This window comes from Mycobacterium sp. IDUB_39, assembly GCF_055419205.1.
On sequence record NZ_JBVAXF010000003.1, the window covers coordinates 292,504 to 308,615 of the forward strand.

At 64.6% G+C, this 16,112-nt stretch carries 15 protein-coding genes; 4 read left to right on the forward strand and 11 right to left on the reverse strand.

Annotated elements, in window-relative coordinates; translation table 11 throughout:
- Positions 1 to 16 precede the first annotated feature (16 nt).
- From ACZY0X_RS13350 to ACZY0X_RS13360, 3 genes are read right to left on the reverse strand one after another with little or no spacing between them, the layout of a single operon-like run.
- Positions 17 to 3,379 carry an ATP-binding protein gene (locus ACZY0X_RS13350; RefSeq protein ID WP_463771032.1) on the reverse strand — a complete coding sequence of 1,121 codons (3,363 nt, stop codon included), beginning with the start codon at positions 3,377 to 3,379 and terminating at the stop codon, positions 17 to 19.
- On the reverse strand, positions 3,372 to 4,076 hold the full coding sequence (locus ACZY0X_RS13355) for a DUF4194 domain-containing protein (protein WP_463771033.1): 705 nt from the start codon (positions 4,074 to 4,076) through the stop codon (positions 3,372 to 3,374). Before ACZY0X_RS13355 ends, ACZY0X_RS13350 begins: the two co-directional genes overlap by 8 nt.
- Positions 4,073 to 5,623: a DUF3375 domain-containing protein gene (locus ACZY0X_RS13360; protein ID WP_463771034.1), complete on the reverse strand. Its 1,551-nt coding sequence runs from the start codon at positions 5,621 to 5,623 to the stop codon at positions 4,073 to 4,075. The genes ACZY0X_RS13355 and ACZY0X_RS13360 overlap by 4 nt, the downstream gene beginning before the upstream one ends.
- A gap of 196 nt (positions 5,624 to 5,819) precedes the next feature.
- Between ACZY0X_RS13360 and ACZY0X_RS13365 the strand changes: the two genes are divergently transcribed.
- From ACZY0X_RS13365 to ACZY0X_RS13375, 3 genes are all read left to right on the forward strand, one after another.
- Entirely contained in the window at positions 5,820 to 6,458 is a 639-nt protein-coding gene (locus ACZY0X_RS13365; RefSeq protein WP_463771036.1) for a DUF3887 domain-containing protein, read from the forward strand.
- Between the two features lie 69 nt (positions 6,459 to 6,527).
- Complete coding sequence (locus ACZY0X_RS13370) at positions 6,528 to 6,881, forward strand: hypothetical protein (protein ID WP_463771037.1); 354 nt, start codon at positions 6,528 to 6,530, stop codon at positions 6,879 to 6,881.
- A 60-nt stretch (positions 6,882 to 6,941) separates the two neighbouring features.
- Positions 6,942 to 8,240, forward strand: a complete 1,299-nt coding sequence (locus ACZY0X_RS13375) for a class I SAM-dependent methyltransferase (RefSeq protein ID WP_463771039.1) — start codon at positions 6,942 to 6,944, stop codon at positions 8,238 to 8,240.
- Positions 8,241 to 8,290: 50 nt separating this feature from the next.
- Here the strand turns inward: ACZY0X_RS13375 and ACZY0X_RS13380 are convergent, their stop codons facing one another.
- Complete coding sequence (locus tag ACZY0X_RS13380; RefSeq protein WP_463771578.1) at positions 8,291 to 9,613, reverse strand: NAD(P)/FAD-dependent oxidoreductase; 1,323 nt, start codon at positions 9,611 to 9,613, stop codon at positions 8,291 to 8,293.
- On the opposite strand from ACZY0X_RS13380, the gene ACZY0X_RS13385 reads away from it, so the two are divergent.
- Entirely contained in the window at positions 9,545 to 9,703 is a 159-nt protein-coding gene (locus ACZY0X_RS13385; protein WP_463771621.1) for a hypothetical protein, read from the forward strand. The two genes, ACZY0X_RS13380 and ACZY0X_RS13385, sit on opposite strands and share 69 nt — an antisense overlap.
- 41 nt (positions 9,704 to 9,744) lie before the next feature.
- On the opposite strand, the gene ACZY0X_RS13390 is transcribed toward ACZY0X_RS13385, so the two are convergent.
- From ACZY0X_RS13390 to ACZY0X_RS13420, 7 genes are all read right to left on the reverse strand, one after another.
- Positions 9,745 to 10,470 carry an RES domain-containing protein gene (locus tag ACZY0X_RS13390; RefSeq protein ID WP_463771040.1) on the reverse strand — a complete coding sequence of 242 codons (726 nt, stop codon included), beginning with the start codon at positions 10,468 to 10,470 and terminating at the stop codon, positions 9,745 to 9,747.
- Between the two features lie 8 nt (positions 10,471 to 10,478).
- Complete coding sequence (locus ACZY0X_RS13395; protein WP_463771042.1) at positions 10,479 to 11,084, reverse strand: hypothetical protein; 606 nt, start codon at positions 11,082 to 11,084, stop codon at positions 10,479 to 10,481.
- A gap of 78 nt (positions 11,085 to 11,162) precedes the next feature.
- Entirely contained in the window at positions 11,163 to 12,290 is a 1,128-nt protein-coding gene (locus ACZY0X_RS13400; protein ID WP_463771044.1) for a glycerate kinase, read from the reverse strand.
- Positions 12,291 to 12,311: 21 nt separating this feature from the next.
- Positions 12,312 to 13,238 carry a beta-keto acid cleavage family enzyme gene (locus ACZY0X_RS13405; protein ID WP_463771046.1) on the reverse strand — a complete coding sequence of 309 codons (927 nt, stop codon included), beginning with the start codon at positions 13,236 to 13,238 and terminating at the stop codon, positions 12,312 to 12,314.
- Positions 13,231 to 14,145, reverse strand: a complete 915-nt coding sequence (locus tag ACZY0X_RS13410) for an ABC transporter permease (RefSeq protein ID WP_463771049.1) — start codon at positions 14,143 to 14,145, stop codon at positions 13,231 to 13,233. Before ACZY0X_RS13410 ends, ACZY0X_RS13405 begins: the two co-directional genes overlap by 8 nt.
- The gene (locus ACZY0X_RS13415; protein ID WP_463771051.1) at positions 14,135 to 14,995 is read right to left on the reverse strand and encodes an ABC transporter permease; all 861 of its coding nucleotides are present in this window, start codon (positions 14,993 to 14,995) and stop codon (positions 14,135 to 14,137) included. Before ACZY0X_RS13415 ends, ACZY0X_RS13410 begins: the two co-directional genes overlap by 11 nt.
- Positions 14,992 to 16,095 (reverse strand): ABC transporter substrate-binding protein, encoded by a 1,104-nt coding sequence (locus ACZY0X_RS13420; protein ID WP_463771053.1) that lies wholly within the window; start codon positions 16,093 to 16,095, stop codon positions 14,992 to 14,994. Before ACZY0X_RS13420 ends, ACZY0X_RS13415 begins: the two co-directional genes overlap by 4 nt.
- Between the last annotated feature and the right edge of the window lie 17 nt (positions 16,096 to 16,112).

Genomic DNA, 16,112 nt, shown 5'->3' on the forward strand with positions numbered 1-16,112 from the left:
CGGGAATCGGTGCGCGTCACACCCCGGCGGGCACCCTGGCGACGGCCGCGGTAGCGCTCATCTCCTGTCGCAGCGCGGTGAAATCGCTGATCGTCTTCGTCGAGACAGTGGCCACCGGGCGTGCATTGCGTCCGGTGGCCTCGGTCTTGGACACCATCACCACGCCGTCGATGTAGGGCTGGATGGTGGTGGCGTTCTGCACCGTGGCCACGATGACGAGCTGGAAGCCAAACTTGCGGAACGCCTGCAGCGCCTGCTGCGCGAACTGCGGATCGGACTTCGAAAACGCCTCATCGAGCATCAGCTGTGCGAAAACAGGCTTGTTGTCGCCGCTTTCGGGGTTGGCCAGGTTGAAGCTCAAGGCACCCGCAAGGCAGAACGCCATCAGCTTCTCCTGCTCGCCACCGGAATTGTCACCGGCATTGCTGTGCGTGCGAATCAGCTCCTCGGTGCTGACATCCCATTCCGCGCAGTCGAAGGTGAACCGGTTACGGACATCGAGCGCATCTCTGGTCCATGCCTTGTCCTCCGGTGCCACCGAGGCCAGCCGATTGCGCAGCCGCAGGATGTCTGCGTACTGATCCAGAATCGCCTGCTTGTCGCCCAGGCCAACCTCGGCGATACGGCGTGAGATGGCCTTGACGATATCGGTCAGCTCGGCCACCGCGGTCAGGTTGCGCGGAGTCGCCCGCAACGTCAGCCTGGTGCCGCGGTTGAACTCGACGGCGCCCAAACCTGTGTTGACGCGGTCGATCTGGTCGCTGATGCGCCGGGTCTCCTGTTCGGCCACCCTGTGCAGCGTCAGAATCGCATCGGGTGCCTGCTCGGTGACCAGGCGCATCATCCGCTCGTAGGCCTCGGGTAGCTCGCGCTCGTCGATGTGCCGGCACAGCGCGACGTAGTCGTGCACGCGCTCGTCGAAGACGTCGCTGTCGTTGGGAATCGCGTCAGGGAACGCCGTGTCGAATGTGTTGAGGATGCGGGCGAGCTCGTCGTAGGAACGCCTGCGGCTCTCGCGCAACTGCTCACGTTCGCGGCGGATCGCGGTGAACACGGCATCGCGATGCGGCTCGGGATTGAGCAGCTCCAACGTCACCGGAACGTCTCCGGCATAGCGGTTCAGCAGCTCGGTCAGCGGCTCGGACACGAATGCCGGTGTCAGCCGTTCCTGGAGCTCGAGCAGTTGGGTCCGTCGGCCGTCGAGGTCGTCGCGGCGGGTCTGGATCGCCCCGCGTCGCGTCATCAGTGTCTGGATCTCCTCCCAGCACTGATCGGCGCGGGCATTGAGTGCCTCGATGTCGGGATGGTCGGCCAGCAGCAGCTCGTACTGCTCGCGCAACCTCTCGGCGTGCCCGTCCGCGGACTCGGTGTCGATGTGGTTCCACTGTGGGAACTGCTCGCAGATGGCCTTGCAGGCCGCAGCCCGGTCTCGCCACTGCTGACGCTCGGTGGCGATATCGTCGGCAGAGCGTCGGGCAGCCTGATAGGCCTCCTCGGCGTTGGCGAGATCGACAGTCAGCGCATCGATCTTGGCGGCGACATCACCTTGGAAGATGTACTCGGACTGCTTCAGTGGGCGCCGATCGTCCTTGATCGCCAACCGGTCGGAGTCCTTGTACAGGCCGGTGTCGGTGACAGCGCGGCGGAACCGGGGGAACAGGTCGGGGCTGTCGACGCAGATGTGGTCGCCTGCGGCGGCGATGACGTCGGCGGCCTCGGCGGCGCACACATGGGTCGGGTCGACGACGAACAGCTTGCCGGCCAACGTGTTCGGCTCAGCCTCTCGACCGCTTGCCGAGGCGCGGACATGGTGCAGCTGAAGTCGTCCGTGCATGTTGGTCTCGTTGACGAACCGCAGGACCGCCGCGTAGTGCCGGTCGGGCACCAGCAGCCGCAGGCCCACACCGCGAAGCACCTTCTCAACCGCCATGCGCCAGCGGCTCTGCTCGGGCCGCAGGTCCATGAGCTCGGCGATATAGGGCAGCTCGCTCGGATCGACGCCCACTGCGGCGCAGATGTGTTCACGCATCGTGATGGCGAACTCGGGCAGCGCTGAGCCCACGTGCTCGACGCGCTTCAGCTCCTTGGTGGCGTCATCGCGGACCATGCGGGCCGACTTCTGCGCGTACTCGGCATCGGTGGATGCCTCGCGGCCGCGGTCGAGTTTGGCCAGCAGCTCGGTGACCTGGGTGGTGAGTTCCTCACGCAGGTTCCAGAACTCGTCCGCAGTGTCTGGAGTGTCCAGCCCCTGCGCCATGAGCAGCGATTCGTATGCAGCGTGCCGACGCGACACCTCCTCGGCTTGAGCCTCGGCACCGGCCACCTGCGACTGCAGCGGCCCGATACTCGCGCTCGATCCGCTGATCTGCGCGTTGAGCGAGTCACCCTCGGCCTTCGCGAGATTGAGCTGACGGGTGACGTCCTCGTACTCGTTGCCGAGCTGGTCGATCGTGGAGTCCAGCGAGTCGATCTGCGCCGGGCACTGTGCAAGGCGGATGTGGTCGGTGTAGGCACGGACCATCGGCTGATCCACCAGATCGATGATGCCCAGATCCGAGGACTCCGAGCCGTAGCGCTGCTGAATCTTCTCGATGTCACCGAGGATCTTGCGCTTGCGCTGCGCGACGGCCAGCAGTTCGCGCGCCTCCACCAGCGGGTCGATCTGTTTGAGTGCCTCGGGCAGTCGAGTCAGACTACTGGGCTCGTCGAGCATGAACTCCCGGACGAACTGCTCCAGGCCGCCAACGCTCTTCAGCGACTTGGCCTTTCCGAGCAGCTGCTGGGCGGCGTCTGAGGCGCGGATGCCGATCGTCGCGTACAGCTGGGCGAGGTACTGCGACTCGACCTTGGTGGAGAACCGCCAGTCGTCGTCCTTGAAGACACTGCCATCGAAACGGCCTGCGGCCCATCGGTTGCAGATGCCCTCGATGTCGCGGTCCCCGTCCGCCAGGACGAACCTGCTCGAGGAGTCCGAACGTGATTCTCCGGTGAGCCATTTGAGCACCAGGCCGGTGATCGTGCGGCCGGTGTTGCTGGTGTAGGTGACGGCGACCGCCGCCCACGCGGTCCCGTCGCCGCGCAGGTACATGACCTTGCTGGCGCCGGCGTCGCTGCGCTGTCCCCACGCGCCGCGGACGTACTTGTCGACGGTACGACGGCCCGCGCTGGAACCGGCCGCCGAGTTGTCGCCGGAGGCGTTGAAGTTGCGCCGGTTGAACGGCAGGAATCCGAGCGAGATTGCATCCAAGAGTGAGGATTTACCGCTGCCGGAGGCGCCGGCGATCAGGGCCCCACCCTCGCTGAACGGAATGGAGTGATAGCCGTCGAACACACCCCAGTTGATGACCTGCAGGCGCGACAGGTGGAACTGTTCAGCCATCTTGCTCTGCCTCCTCCTGCTCCTGCGGAGCCCCACCGGTGAGCAGCAGCTCGAACTGCCGTTGCAACTCGGTGATGACCGACGCCGTCATGATGGCGTTGATCACCGGGCTGACGGTGTAGCTGTCCTCGTCGTCGCGGCTCTTGCGCAGAATCTCCAGTGAGGTCAGCCGGGCGATCGCCGCGTCGATGCGCGAGGTGAACGTGACAACGTCGCGGTCGGTGTCATTGAGGACTCCGGTGAACAAGCCGTGGACTTCGTCGCGGCTGATGAGCACGGCCTGGTCGCCGGAGGCACGCATCATCTGCGCCAGATGCAGCGCCAGGATCGAGTCGTATGTGCCGAGCGGTTCGCGGCGCAGAAGCTTGACGCCCCTGGCTGATTCGTAACGGGCCTGTTCGACGAACGCGACGTCAGCACCCTCCACGATGCGCAACAGAAGGTCCAGTTCGGAGAGCCGCACGGTCAGTGCCGCCCGGTACTCCAGCACCCACGTGTAGAGATCGCGCTCGGATTCCGCGCTGATGTAGCGCCGCGTCAGAAGGTGTTGCAGCGCCCAGCACGCGCGGTCGGGGAGTTCGCTGACATCGCCGTCGAACCGGGGCCGCCGCTGGTGCGGATTGCGGCCGGTCTGGTCGACCTGGGGCAGTGAGGAGAAGTCGATGTCGGCGTCGGCGGTCGGCTGGGGGGATTTCACGCACTGGCTCCCAGGAGGCTCGAGATCGGTTCGGTGAACATCAGTTGTGGAAGCTCCATCTCACGGTCGCGCCCGTCCAGGGATTGAAAACGGATCGTGACCGACTCGGATGCCTGCGCCGCGTTGTCGGGGTGGACGGCCTGTTTGAGCGCCCAGGACCACAGCACGATGACGTGACCCAGGTACGCCCCCTGTCCGTCGGCGGAGAGCATCTGCACCGCCTCCGGCAGGGAGAGCTGGGTGCCCGCAGTGATCGCGGTGTTGATCATCTCCGACATTGCGGATGCGTCGACCTGAGTGGTCAGCGCGGCGAAGCTGGACAGGTCGACGTCGCCGTCGGCGGCGTGGGCGGGTTTTGGGTTCGACAGGTCGCCGATCCGGAAGCTCAGAGCGCCGACCGAGCTGATGGCGTGCCGGGCCAGCGGGAGTTCGATGTCCAGCCGCGAGTCGGTCAACGATGTCTTCAGCAGGGCGCGAGCGGTGCCGATGGCCTCGTTGAGCTGTCGGGCCACCCCGCGGCTCTGTTCCAGGGTGCCGAACGCGGTGAAGCGTTTGACGCGCTGGGCACAGCGCTGCTGGATACGCTCCACCTCGTCGATCTGATGACCGACCAGTTCGAAGAACCCGGCCATGATCTTGCGCAGCGCCGGGTCGAGTGCCGGTAGCGCCTCGGCGACCGCGGCCACATCGGCCTCGAACTCGGCGCGCTGATCGGGGTCGTTGATCATGCGCAGGAAGGCGCGGTGCGAGTCGCGTCCCTGGGAGTCCCACGCGGCCTGGTAGTCGGCGTACATCTGGCGCTGCCGGTCGCGGTACTCGACGTTGGTGTCGATTGGCTCATCGAGCGCGGCGGTGGCCTGCTCGATCATCGTGCCGTACTGGCCGATGTCGGTGATCAGCCGTTCCATCTGCAGGGCGATGGCGCGGGCCTCGTCGTAGGAGTCGGTCAGATCGGGTTCTGGACGTGAGAGATCGTCGTCATCGAGGTCATCCTGGGCTCTGTCCAGCGCATCGAGTTCGGCGTGCAGCGCCGCGATCTCGGCCTCGATACCAGCACGGATGCGATCCGGGTCATTGCCCACGCGTAGGGCTATCTGCTTGAGCCGTGACGCGATGCCGTTGATGGAGCCGCCGGTCGCGATGGTGTCCTGTCGCCGCATGCCACGCAGGAAGTCCAGCGCCCGGCGTGCGTCCTGTGTCAGATAGCAGAGGTTGCGCTCGACGCCGGCCCGCTGGTCGGCGACTCGGTGCAACCAGCCCTGGCTGGCCCATGACTTGATCAGCGCCAGGCCGGACTGCTCGCCGCCGGGGCGACCCAACTCGTCGAGATCACGCTCGAGCCGGACCACCAGCTCGGTCTCGGCGATGACGCCACCGCTGAGGTGGCGCTCCATCAGAGTGGCGTAAACGCCCAGGTTGAGCGTGGCCAGCAGGCGGATCGCGGGGGAGCCCTGAATGTCACGGTTGAGGTCGAGGAGGTCGACGGCCGACGTCGTCGTGTTGTCGTCCACCAAACCCCCTGTCTTGATCCTCGGACCGTCCAACATAGGCGACGGCCGCGCCATCGCAGGCGCGGGGATCGCGTGTCGGGACCGCTCGTGTGAGCCACTCGATCACCCACGCCCCAGGTGACGCCTGCGCCTCACTGGTCACCTCGTGAATAGGGATGCAGCGGCCACCACAGCCGCGGATGATGTCAAGAATTGCTTGACAGATTGGCATATGTCAATTGAACATTGACATATGCCTGGTTCGTTCACTGCGACTGGTCAGCAGCTTCACCGCCAGCTCGGCCAGATTCTCGCCGCCCCGGTTCTGCGTGGCGAGGACGATCCGCTCGAGTTCGTGCGTGCGGCGCACGAGGTTCAGGAACGGGCCGAGGTGTTGATGGCAACGGCCGTGGAGGATGCGCGAGAGGCGGGCCGAACGTGGCAGGAGATCGGCGAGGTACTCGGTGTATCGCGTCAGGCCGCTTTCCAGCGTTACGGCAGGCCGATTGATCCGCGAACCGGAGGACTCATGAATACCAGCGCACTTCCTGAGGCCGACGAGCTGGCCACGAAGGTCATCGCTGATCTTGCACATGCCCGGTGGGCTGATGTCAGCGCTCGCTTCGATGCCACGATGCGTGACCGGCTCACGGAGGAAGGGCTTGCCGAGGCGTGGGCTCACATTGTGGGGTTGGCTGGGGCATACGAGGACCACGGAGACACTGACGCCGTGCGCGCCGGCGACTTCACCACTACCAACACGCCACTGAGCTTCGAGGCTGGCGATTTCGTCGCTCGCATCACCTTCCGTGACGATCGAACGATAGCCGGCCTGTACATTCTTGACCCCGATGTGGCCGGCGGCGGCGGTGGTGGTTCGGCGGCCAGGTGAATCAGTAAGCCGGCCAAGCGAATCTGGCGTATCCGTGTCGCTAGTCGTTAGCAGTCGTACGCTGGCGACATGGTGAGCGAGGCCACGCAGCTCGGTGTTGAAGAATTCACCCGCTGGTTCAGGGAGACTGGCGACTACGAGTTGCGCCAGATCCTCCACTGGAAGTGGGATCCCATCGGTGTGTCGGGCGCATTTCCCTATGCCGCTGACGAATACGACTCTTACTGCCCTCAGATTGTCGCCGTGCTCAGCACGGGTGCATCCACGAACGAGATCGCTGAACTACTCGCCAGCATCGAGCACGAACGAATGGGTCTCGGCGAGGGCTCGCTCGATCGGCTAAACGCCTTGGGCGCAGTAATCCTCACTTGGTTTGTGTCCTCCCAGATCCGATGGACCGAATTTGGGCCGCTTCGCCGATGAACACGGCGGTACGGCCTCACCTCAGAGCGTGATGAACCGACGTTGGACGGAGGTGCGATGGTGACAGTTGCCGAATCGTTGTTGCCCTTGGTTCGTGCGGCCGTGGGCCCAGAGGTTCCAATCGAGATCAGGGGCTGGGATGGAAGCCGGACCGGGCCGTCGAACACAGAGTGGACAATCAAGTTCAACAACCGCAGGGGTCTGAGGCGCCTGCTGTGGGCCCCCAACGAACTCGGCTTCGCCCGCGCCTACGTGGCCGGCGATATCGAAATCGAGGGGGACCTGCTCGCGGGCATGGAAGTCCTAGAGCAGCTGTCGAACCCGACACGCGGTCCGGGTGTGCACATCGATAACGAGACCAAGAAGGCCGTGATGAAGGCGGCGCTGCGGCTTGGAATCATTGGCCCGCCACCTAGACCGCCGGATGAGGAAGCGAGAACCGCCCGCGGACACCGGCACGACAAGTCTCGAGACGAGGCAGCGGTGAGTCACCACTACGACGTCGGCAATGACTTCTACCGCCTCGTACTGGGCGAGTCGATGACGTACTCATGTGGGTACTGGGCGCAACCAGAGGAGGGCCTGACCGCGGCACAGTTCGCCAAATGCGATCTGGTGGCCCGCAAGCTTGGCCTGACCCCCGGCATGCGGGTGCTCGACGTCGGCTGCGGGTGGGGAACTTTCGCCCTGCACGCGGCTCGCAACTACGGCGTGCGTGTCGTCGGCGTCACCCTGTCGCGTGAGCAGGCGGACTATGCAGCCAAACGGATGGTCGACGGGGGTGTGGGCGAGTTGGTCGAAATCCGCGTCCAGGACTACCGCGACGTCTCCGACGGACCCTTTGACGCAGTCTCGAGTATCGGAATGGCAGAACATGTCGGTGCGGCCTTGCTGCCCGTGTATGCCACCCACCTGTATGAGCTCTTACGTGCCCAGGGTCGATTGCTCAATCACGCCATCTCCCACAGACCGAGCAAGCCGGCCGCGTTTTCCAAGACCTCATTCATCGATCGCTACGTCTTTCCCGATGGGGAGATTGAACCGATGGCAACAGTGATCGATGCACTCGAAGGAGCCGGCTTCGAGGTGCGCGACGTCGAGTCGCTGCGCGAGCACTACGCATTGACACTGCGAGCGTGGGTGGGGAATCTCGAGGACAACTGGGACGAGGCGGTGACGCGCAGCAGCGCGGGGCGCGCGAGGATATGGCGGCTCTACATGGCCGGGTCGGCGCTTGGATTCACCGCCAACCGGCTCGGGATCAATCAGATACTGGCTGTCAAATGCGATGAACATGGTCGCAGCGGCGTTCCGGCCACTCGCGCAGGTCTACTGCGGTCGCGAGCCTCCAACCCGTAAGTCGCTGCTACGGGGGACTCCAGTGGCTCGCTGGCTCAGTGCAGATGCCCCTACGGCACAGACTCCGTTTCCCCCGAGCCTTCCTTCTGGCGAATCATGTTGGGATGCACCAACTTCAACCAGGTGTACGGATGCTCAGGTGATGTCGTGCTCCCCAGGATGAACGTTCGGTCGGTACGGCGGGCGCGGGCAATCGTGGCCAGCCAGGATGCGACGGTACTGATGCGGTTCTCAATGCCGGTCAGGAAGGCGATGTGGATGAATCCCCAGGCCAGCCAGCCGACAAAACCGGCAAGTTTGACGGGACCTACCTGCAACAGCGCGTGGCCTCGGCTGATGTAGGCCGCCGACCCAAGGTCGCGGTAGCGGTACGGTCGACGGGCCTTGCCTGCGAGGTCGCGACGCACGCAGGCGGCGACGTGGATACCACCCTGCATCGCGTTCTCGGCAACGCCCGGCAAGTGGTCGCGGCCGACGAGGTCGCCGACGATGAAGACCTCCGGATGGCCGGCCACGGAGAGGTCGGGTTCCACCGCGATCCGCCCGGCGCGGTCGGAGGATGCACCCATGACCTCTGCTACGCGCCGCGCGAAGGGCACGGCCTCGACACCGGCAGTCCAGAGGATGGTTCGCGCCGCGTACTCGTCGGAAGGGCCGCCGGCCTTTGGTGTGACGGTGATTCCGTCACGACGAACGTCGGTGACATGCACACCCAGGTGCAGTTCAACACCTAGCTTCTGCAGTATTCGGGTGGCCTTTTGAGTGAGGTCCGGGGTGAAGCTGTCGAGAACACGGTCGCCGCCATCGAACAGCATTACGCGCGCATCCTCGGGCTGGATGCTGTGGAATTCCTTGGCCAGGGCGCGAGTGGCCATTTCTCGAATCTGCCCTGCCAACTCCACACCGGTGGGTCCGCCGCCCGCGATTGCGAAGGTGAGCCAAGCGTCTCGTTCGGGCCCCGGGGGCAGCGTTTCGGCCATCTCAAACGCACCGAACAGCCGCCGACGAACGCTCAGTGCGTCGTCCAGGGTTTTCATCCCCGGTGCCCACTGGGCGAACTCCTCGTGTCCGAAATATGCCTGCCTCATCCCGACAGCGACGATCAACACGTCGTAGTCGATCGTGAAGGTGGTGTCATCTGGGCGGCGAGCAGTGACCCGACGCGCGTCCGCGTCGAGGTCGAACGCTTCGCCGAGCAGTGTGGTGACGTTCCGGTGTCGCGCGAGTTCCTCCCGCAGCGAACGGCTGATCTGACCAATACTCAGTGTCCCGGTGGCACATTGATAGAGCAGCGGCTGGAACACGTGGCACGCGGCACGGTCAAGCAGCGTGACCTCGACGTCGACGTCACCGAGCCTGCGGGCACAGAACAGTCCACCGAAACCGCCACCGATGATCAGGACCTTCGGCCGACCGTTGCTCGTCATCATCCCCAGGTTAGCCGCTCGACGACCGAGGGCTGACGTTCGGCGCGGCGATTTGCCGAGACCACCTCCCGCTGCGATCATTTGACAGCCTCAGAGCCATCGAGTTCGATTATCGCGCCGAGGTTTTCGGCGATCTCCTCGACGAGGAGCCGTCCGGGGCCGTCGTAGAGTGACGAGGCGCCGGGCCCGAAGAGCGGCCAGCTGCCGCGCCCAGAGGCGTAGCGCGGGTCCCCGAAGAGCACGATGACCTCCACGCGTTCGGTTTCGGCGAGCTCGGTCTGTCGGGAGTGCCAGATGAGCCCAGCCAGGGCCCGTCCGCGCGGGGTCTTGTTGAGCGCCGCGCCGGCCAGTCGACGCGTGCACGGGTAGTGCTCGGCCGGGCTGGACACCACCTGCGGACGGGACAGACCCAGCCGCTCGAGTTCGGGGTCGCGTAGATCGCCGAGGATGGCAGCGGCCGGTACTCGCAAGTGGGCCAACAGTTTCCCGCGTAGGTCACGCTCGTAGATGATGCGCCCGCCGAGCTGGTGGACGTCGTGGAAGATGGTCTCGAGCAGCGCGGCCGCCGGGGTCGCCGCGAGATACATGCTGGGCAGGCGGTCTGCGGTGGCGGGGTCGTCGATGGGGGAGAAGCGGGCATCCCCGTATCCGGGATTGTGTTCGTCGTAACCCCAGGTGGCGTCGTACACCCGATAGAGCGGAGAGCCCGCGGGCAGGGTCGTGGTTCGCAGCCGAGGCAGTGCTGGTGCGACGGGGCACCCATCGGGATCGGGGCAGTCGAGATCTGCTGGCGGGACTGTCATCCGCCGCGTTATGCGGCTGCGGTGGACGCGAATCTGCGCGCGGCTCGGAGCACCCGGGCCGGTGCTCGGCGGGCGAGCTCCTCGGGGATCTCACCGGACAGCAGAGCGGCGGGGCTGGTCAGCCAGGTCCACAGTGGCCATCCGGCGACACCCGCACCGGCCAGCGCCTCGAGCACGGGTTGCAGTTCGGGGCGGGGCTGGCCCACCTCGTCGAGCTGAAACGCCGGGATCAGGGTGCGGCCGTTGTGCGTCACCGTGAACACCTCGTGGTTGTCGCGACGGCGGGTCAGCCAGGTTCGGGTGCTGGAGGTTTTCGCGTCACCGCGCAACGCCCTCAGGGTTTCATGGGTGAACACCGGCGTCGCCAACAGCCCGTCACGGTGGGTGGCCAGCCGTTGGGCTTGGGCCAGGGTGGCTGGTGGCGTCAGCGTGACATTGCGTGACATCAGGGCGCGAAGGAGATCGGTGCGCGTTGCCGCAACGTGGTCGGCCTGCAGGACGCGGACTCTGCCAATGAGCTCGAGCCCCTCCTCGACATCGCGGCGGCTCACTCCGCGCACCTCGAGGTGGTCGGCCCGTTCGGCGACCTCGTAGGCGGATTCTGCAGCGCTCATGTAGCAAGTGTAGCGCTGACATCACCCACGCTGCAATCGCTGCGCGGCCTTCCGCGGAAGGGCATCACCCCTGGTGAACTAGGTGGTCCAGTCCCGAGCGATCTGCTCCCCGACCTGCTCCAGCAGAGGCGCGGCCTGTTGCATACAGACCTCCACATCCGGTTCCAGATCGGTGAGCGCGTAACTCGTGCTCACGCCGACCTCACGCAGCTGGTCTGCGGTCAGAGTGCAGTGCCCGGCGACAGCTATCACTGCGACGCCAGCGCGGCACGCGCGCCTCGCAATGCCAATCGGGCCCTTCCCGTGCAGACTTTGAGTGTCGAGAGCTCCTTCTCCGACAATCACGCAGTCCGCTTCAGCGAGTTGGTCGTCGAAGCCGGTGAGATCGAGAACCAGGTCGATTCCGGACTCCAGCCGTGCCCCAATGGTCGCGAGACCGAAGCCCAGCCCGCCGGCTGCGCCCATTCCGGGCTGTCCACTTCGGTCCGTACCGGTTGTGTCTGCCACGAGTGCCGCCCACCTATCGAGCGAGTTCTCCAGCATGCGGACGTCGGCTGCGCAGGCTCCCTTCTGCGGTCCGTACACGGCCGCGGCGCCCGTAGGTCCGAGCAACGGGTTGTCGACATCGCAGGCAACCACTACCTCGACATCGCGGATCGCTTCGACAGCCCCGTCCAGGTGGAGCTCGGCGACGTCTCGGACGGCTGCCCCGCCAGGTTCGACGGCTCGCCCGTGCCCATCCAAGACAAGCGCCCCCAATGCTTGCAGTGCGCCAACTCCGCCGTCGGAACTGGCTGAGCCCCCGACGCCGATCACGACCCGCCGCGCGCCCTTTCCAATCGCGTCCAGTAGTAGTTCTCCGACTGCGTATGACGAGGCTGCGAGCGCGGTGCTGGACGACGGAGCACCGGGGAGGCGCGCAAGACCGATGCCCTCGGCGATTTCGATCACGGCCTCATCGCGCCGAATCGCATAGCGGGCCTCAGCCAATCGCCCTCCGAGCAGGGTCCGCACAGGGCACGTGACAGCCGTGAAGCCCTGCGCGAGTAGGACATCAACGGTGCCCTCGCCACCGTCAGCGATGGGGTGTCGAACCACATCTTTCGTGGGTAAGGTCCGCCGCAGCCCACGGGATATCGCTGCGGCGACCTCATCGGCAGGAAGCGATCCCTTGAACTTGTCGGGCGCGACCAGAATCCGGGTCATCGTGCGTGTGTCGCGTGAAGGTCAGAAGGACACGGCATGGGCGCCCTTGAGTCCGAGTCGCTCGCGAGCCTCCGCGGGTGTCGCGGGAGTGCGGTCGAAATGTGTCGCCAGCGAGACCGCCTTGGTCACCAGATCTGCGTTTGAGGTGGCCTGCCGGGTGCGAGTGACGCGTAGGTTGTCCTCCAGCCCGACACGCACATTGCCGCCGAGCATCAGCGCCATGGCAACCAGGTTGAACTCACCCGGGTAGCCGACGCCGGCCGCCGACCAGGTGAACTGTCCCTGGCCGAACAGTCGCTCGGCAGTGCGCAGCATGTGGATCAGTTGGTCAGGCTCGGCGGCGTTGGCACCGAGCACACCAAGCACAAACTGAAGGTTGAACGGTGCCTGCAGCACGCCATCCTTGATCAGCTGGCGCAAATTGAAGAGCTGTCCGACGTCGTAGATCTCGATTTCAGGTCGCGTTTCGGACTCTGACATCAAACGACCCATGTAGGTCATGTCGGCGAAGGTGTTCTTGAAGATGTAGTCCCTTGTGCCGTCGACGTAGTCACGTTCCCAGTCCTCCAACGGCAGCCCCCGCTGGGCTACGGGGAAGATGCCGAAATTGAAACTGCCGGCGTTGAAGGTAGCCATCTCTGGCCGGAAGCCGAGTACCGAACCACGCTGCTCAATGGTCATCCCACGGCCGCCTCCGGTAGTGGGTTGCAGCACGGCATCGGTCCGTTCCCGAAGTTCCGAGAGTAGGGTTGCGAAGAGTTCGAGATCGGTTACCGGTTTGCCAGTTGCCTCTTCGCGCACATGTAGGTGCAGGACGGACGCGCCGGCCTCGGCCGCCCGCACACCCTCCTCGACGATCTGGGCGACTGTGATCGGAATGGCGGGGCTTTGCCCGGGGACGGTCATGCCCCCGGTCAGTGCGCAGGTGATGATCACCTTGTCATCCATGTAGTGGGCTCTCCTTGCTGGGATCGTGGGACATCAGTGACAGGGCCGTCTGCGACTCGGAGCATGCGACGGATCGGACTTGCATCCTCTTGCGCAGCCCGCGGAGGGCAACGGGGAGGGCGACACTCAACGCCAGTAGGAGGACGGCGCCGAGCAGGAGCAGGGAAGCCAGTGCGTTCACCTCGGGGGTGATGCCGAACCGGACCTGGGTGTAGATGTAGATCGGCAGCGTGTTGTCGTTGCCGATGAGGAACATCGTGATTATGAACTCATCCATTGCCAACGTGAAGGCGAACAGCGCTCCGGACAGGATCGCCGACGCTAACAACGGCAGCGTCACGTGGCGGAGTGTACGAAGCCGAGAGGCCCCAAGGTCACTCGCCGCCAATTCCAACGCGGGGTCGATACCGTCCAACTGGGCAGCCACGATCAGCACCACGAACGGGGTGGTGAACACCGTCTGGCCCACCATCGCGGTGGTGGGGGACAGTTGCATGCCGAATACCTGCGTGAACAGGATCAGCAGACTGACCCCGATGATCAGACCCGGGATCATCAGCGGAAGCGTGTATCCGAGCCTGAGCCAACTCGTATAGCGGAACTTTATGCGAGACAACGGAAATGCCGCCGCGGTGCCGATCACTACGGCGAGCACGGTGACCTGCGCGGAGATCTGCAGGCTCGTCAGCAGCGCGTCCTGGATCTGGCTATTGGCGAAGACGTCCTCATACCACCGCAAGGTGAACCCGGTGATCGGGAAGGTGCCGAACTGGTTTGCGTTGAAGCTGAACAGCACCAGCACGCAGAGCGGTAGAAACATGAAGAGAAACACGCCAGCGGCGAAGAGGTACTGCAGAATTCGGGATGCCCGGTCAGCAGTGGAGACGGCCTCGTAGCTATCGGCCATTGACGATGCTCCCGACGTTGAGGTAACGGCGAGCGGGGATTAGTAGCGCCGCCACCACCGCCATGATCAGGATCCCGAGCGCGGCCCCCCGGGTGTACTGCGAACTTTGGAAGAAGTTCACGATGGTGTTGCCGATCATTGCGCCCTCAGTCCCGCCAACGATCTGCGGTGCGAGGTACTCACCGAGAATGGGGATGAACACGAAGATCACGGCGGTGACGATTCCGGTTCGCATCTGGGGGAGCAGCACCAGGCGTATCGCGCGTAGTGGTCTGGCACCCAGATCCTGCGCTGCCTTGAGCTGGTTCCAGTCGAACCGTTCGAGTGCGGTGAACATGGTCAAGATCGCGAACGGCAGGTACAGATACACCAGCACGGCGATCACAGCCGGGCTGTTGTAGAGCAGTCGCACCGGGTCGTCGGTGAGACCGACGCTCTGCAGCGTCTGGTTGATCAGCCCGCGATCACCCAGAATCGCCAACCACGCATAAACCCTTAGTAGATAGCTTGTTCCGAAGGGCAGGATCACGAGCACCAACAGTGGTCGCCGCCAGGAGGGGCGCACATGGCGGGAGAGCCAGAAGACGAACGGGAACGCTATCGCGATTGCCAACGCGGTGCTCACCAGCGCCACAACCAGGGTGCGGATCGCGACTTTGAGATACACCCCGGTGGTGAGCAGGTATTGGTAGTTGTCGAGCGTCCAGTCATGGACGACGCGATAGTCGACCACCGTCCAGACGCTGTAAAGCACGACGAGGACAAGCGGAGCGCCGAGAAAGAGGCCGAATAGTAGTGCCGACGGCACGAATCCCAACCACTGCCAGGAGCGCCGTTTCTCCGGACTCATGCCCCGAAGACCTCGTTGAAGGTATCGGTGTAGGCCTGGTCATTGGCGGACGGGCCCCACAACTTCATCTCCAGGACCTTGTCCGGCTGATTGAACAGCGACAGGTCGGCGAGCTCCTTCTTGCCCTGGTTGACCAGCAGTTTGTAGGCAGCCTCGTTGAGGTAGGGGTTACCGTTCTTCAAGAAGAGCTCCGCGTCGTTCTCCGGCGTCTTCATGGCGTTCAGGAAGGCATCGAACCGTTGGAGGTCGCCCGTCTTGCGCACCGACATCTCGCCATCGATCCACCCCGTGGTCCCCTCGTTGGGCACGACACCCTTGACGACGGGGCCGCCTGCATCCTTGACTCGAAATTCGGTGCCCAACCACTGAATCCCGATCCACGCGGACTCGTCGGCCAGTGCTCGGATCACGTCGGAGTCCTGGGCGGCGAGCTTGAGGATGTTCGGTTTGAGTTGCTGAAGATAGCTCTTGGCCTCGGCCAGTTCTGCCGCGCTCATATTCGTCGGGTCCTTCGCTCCAACTGCCACGCCGGCGTTGGCCAGGACCGAGGACGGAGCGTTCGGCACCACGATCTTGCCTCGGTACTCCGGCTTGAGCAGCGCGTGCCAGGAGTCCGGTGCCTGCGTCACGTACTTCGGGTTGTAGAACACGATCGACATCGACCAGGCATTCGGGTAGGCCATGTAGCCGTCGGAGGTTGTCCAGAAGTCGTACTCCCGGGCAACCGGGTACAGGTCACGGGCGGCCTCGACCGCGGTGATGTCGAACGGGTCGATGAGACCGTCCTTGTGGTACTTCGCGGCCCAGAGTCCGTCGGCCGAGGCGCTTTGGAAGTCGGAGCCCGCGCTGCTCACCTTCTGGTATCCAATGGCGTTGTCTTCGAAGAGCACTGGGTTGAGTGTGTAACCGAGGCGGTCACTGGCAGACCGGACCTGTGCGGACTCAAAGTGATTGGGCCAGGTCAACCAGTTGAACTGACCGCTACCGCTCGAGCCGGACGCGCATCCGGCGAGTGCGGAGCTGGCTGCGACCGTGAGGCCGGCAGCGACGCTGAGGCCGAGGAAGTCGCGGCGACCGAGACTGTGCAAAGACTTGGACATGGTTCTCTCCTAATGGG

What these genes read in the sequence shown, in the direction of transcription:
- ACZY0X_RS13350 (WP_463771032.1), bottom strand. Translation starts at nt 3,379, where the DNA reads ATGGCTGAACAGTTCCACCTGTCGCGCCTGCAGGTCATCAACTGGGGT.
- ACZY0X_RS13360 (WP_463771034.1), bottom strand. Translation starts at nt 5,623, where the DNA reads ATGTTGGACGGTCCGAGGATCAAGACAGGGGGTTTGGTGGACGACAAC.
- ACZY0X_RS13365 (WP_463771036.1), top strand. Translation starts at nt 5,820, where the DNA reads ATGCCTGGTTCGTTCACTGCGACTGGTCAGCAGCTTCACCGCCAGCTC.
- ACZY0X_RS13370 (WP_463771037.1), top strand. Translation starts at nt 6,528, where the DNA reads ATGGTGAGCGAGGCCACGCAGCTCGGTGTTGAAGAATTCACCCGCTGG.
- ACZY0X_RS13390 (WP_463771040.1), bottom strand. Translation starts at nt 10,470, where the DNA reads ATGACAGTCCCGCCAGCAGATCTCGACTGCCCCGATCCCGATGGGTGC.
- ACZY0X_RS13395 (WP_463771042.1), bottom strand. Translation starts at nt 11,084, where the DNA reads ATGAGCGCTGCAGAATCCGCCTACGAGGTCGCCGAACGGGCCGACCAC.
- ACZY0X_RS13400 (WP_463771044.1), bottom strand. Translation starts at nt 12,290, where the DNA reads ATGACCCGGATTCTGGTCGCGCCCGACAAGTTCAAGGGATCGCTTCCT.
- ACZY0X_RS13405 (WP_463771046.1), bottom strand. Translation starts at nt 13,238, where the DNA reads ATGGATGACAAGGTGATCATCACCTGCGCACTGACCGGGGGCATGACC.
- ACZY0X_RS13410 (WP_463771049.1), bottom strand. Translation starts at nt 14,145, where the DNA reads ATGGCCGATAGCTACGAGGCCGTCTCCACTGCTGACCGGGCATCCCGA.
- ACZY0X_RS13415 (WP_463771051.1), bottom strand. Translation starts at nt 14,995, where the DNA reads ATGAGTCCGGAGAAACGGCGCTCCTGGCAGTGGTTGGGATTCGTGCCG.
- ACZY0X_RS13420 (WP_463771053.1), bottom strand. Translation starts at nt 16,095, where the DNA reads ATGTCCAAGTCTTTGCACAGTCTCGGTCGCCGCGACTTCCTCGGCCTC.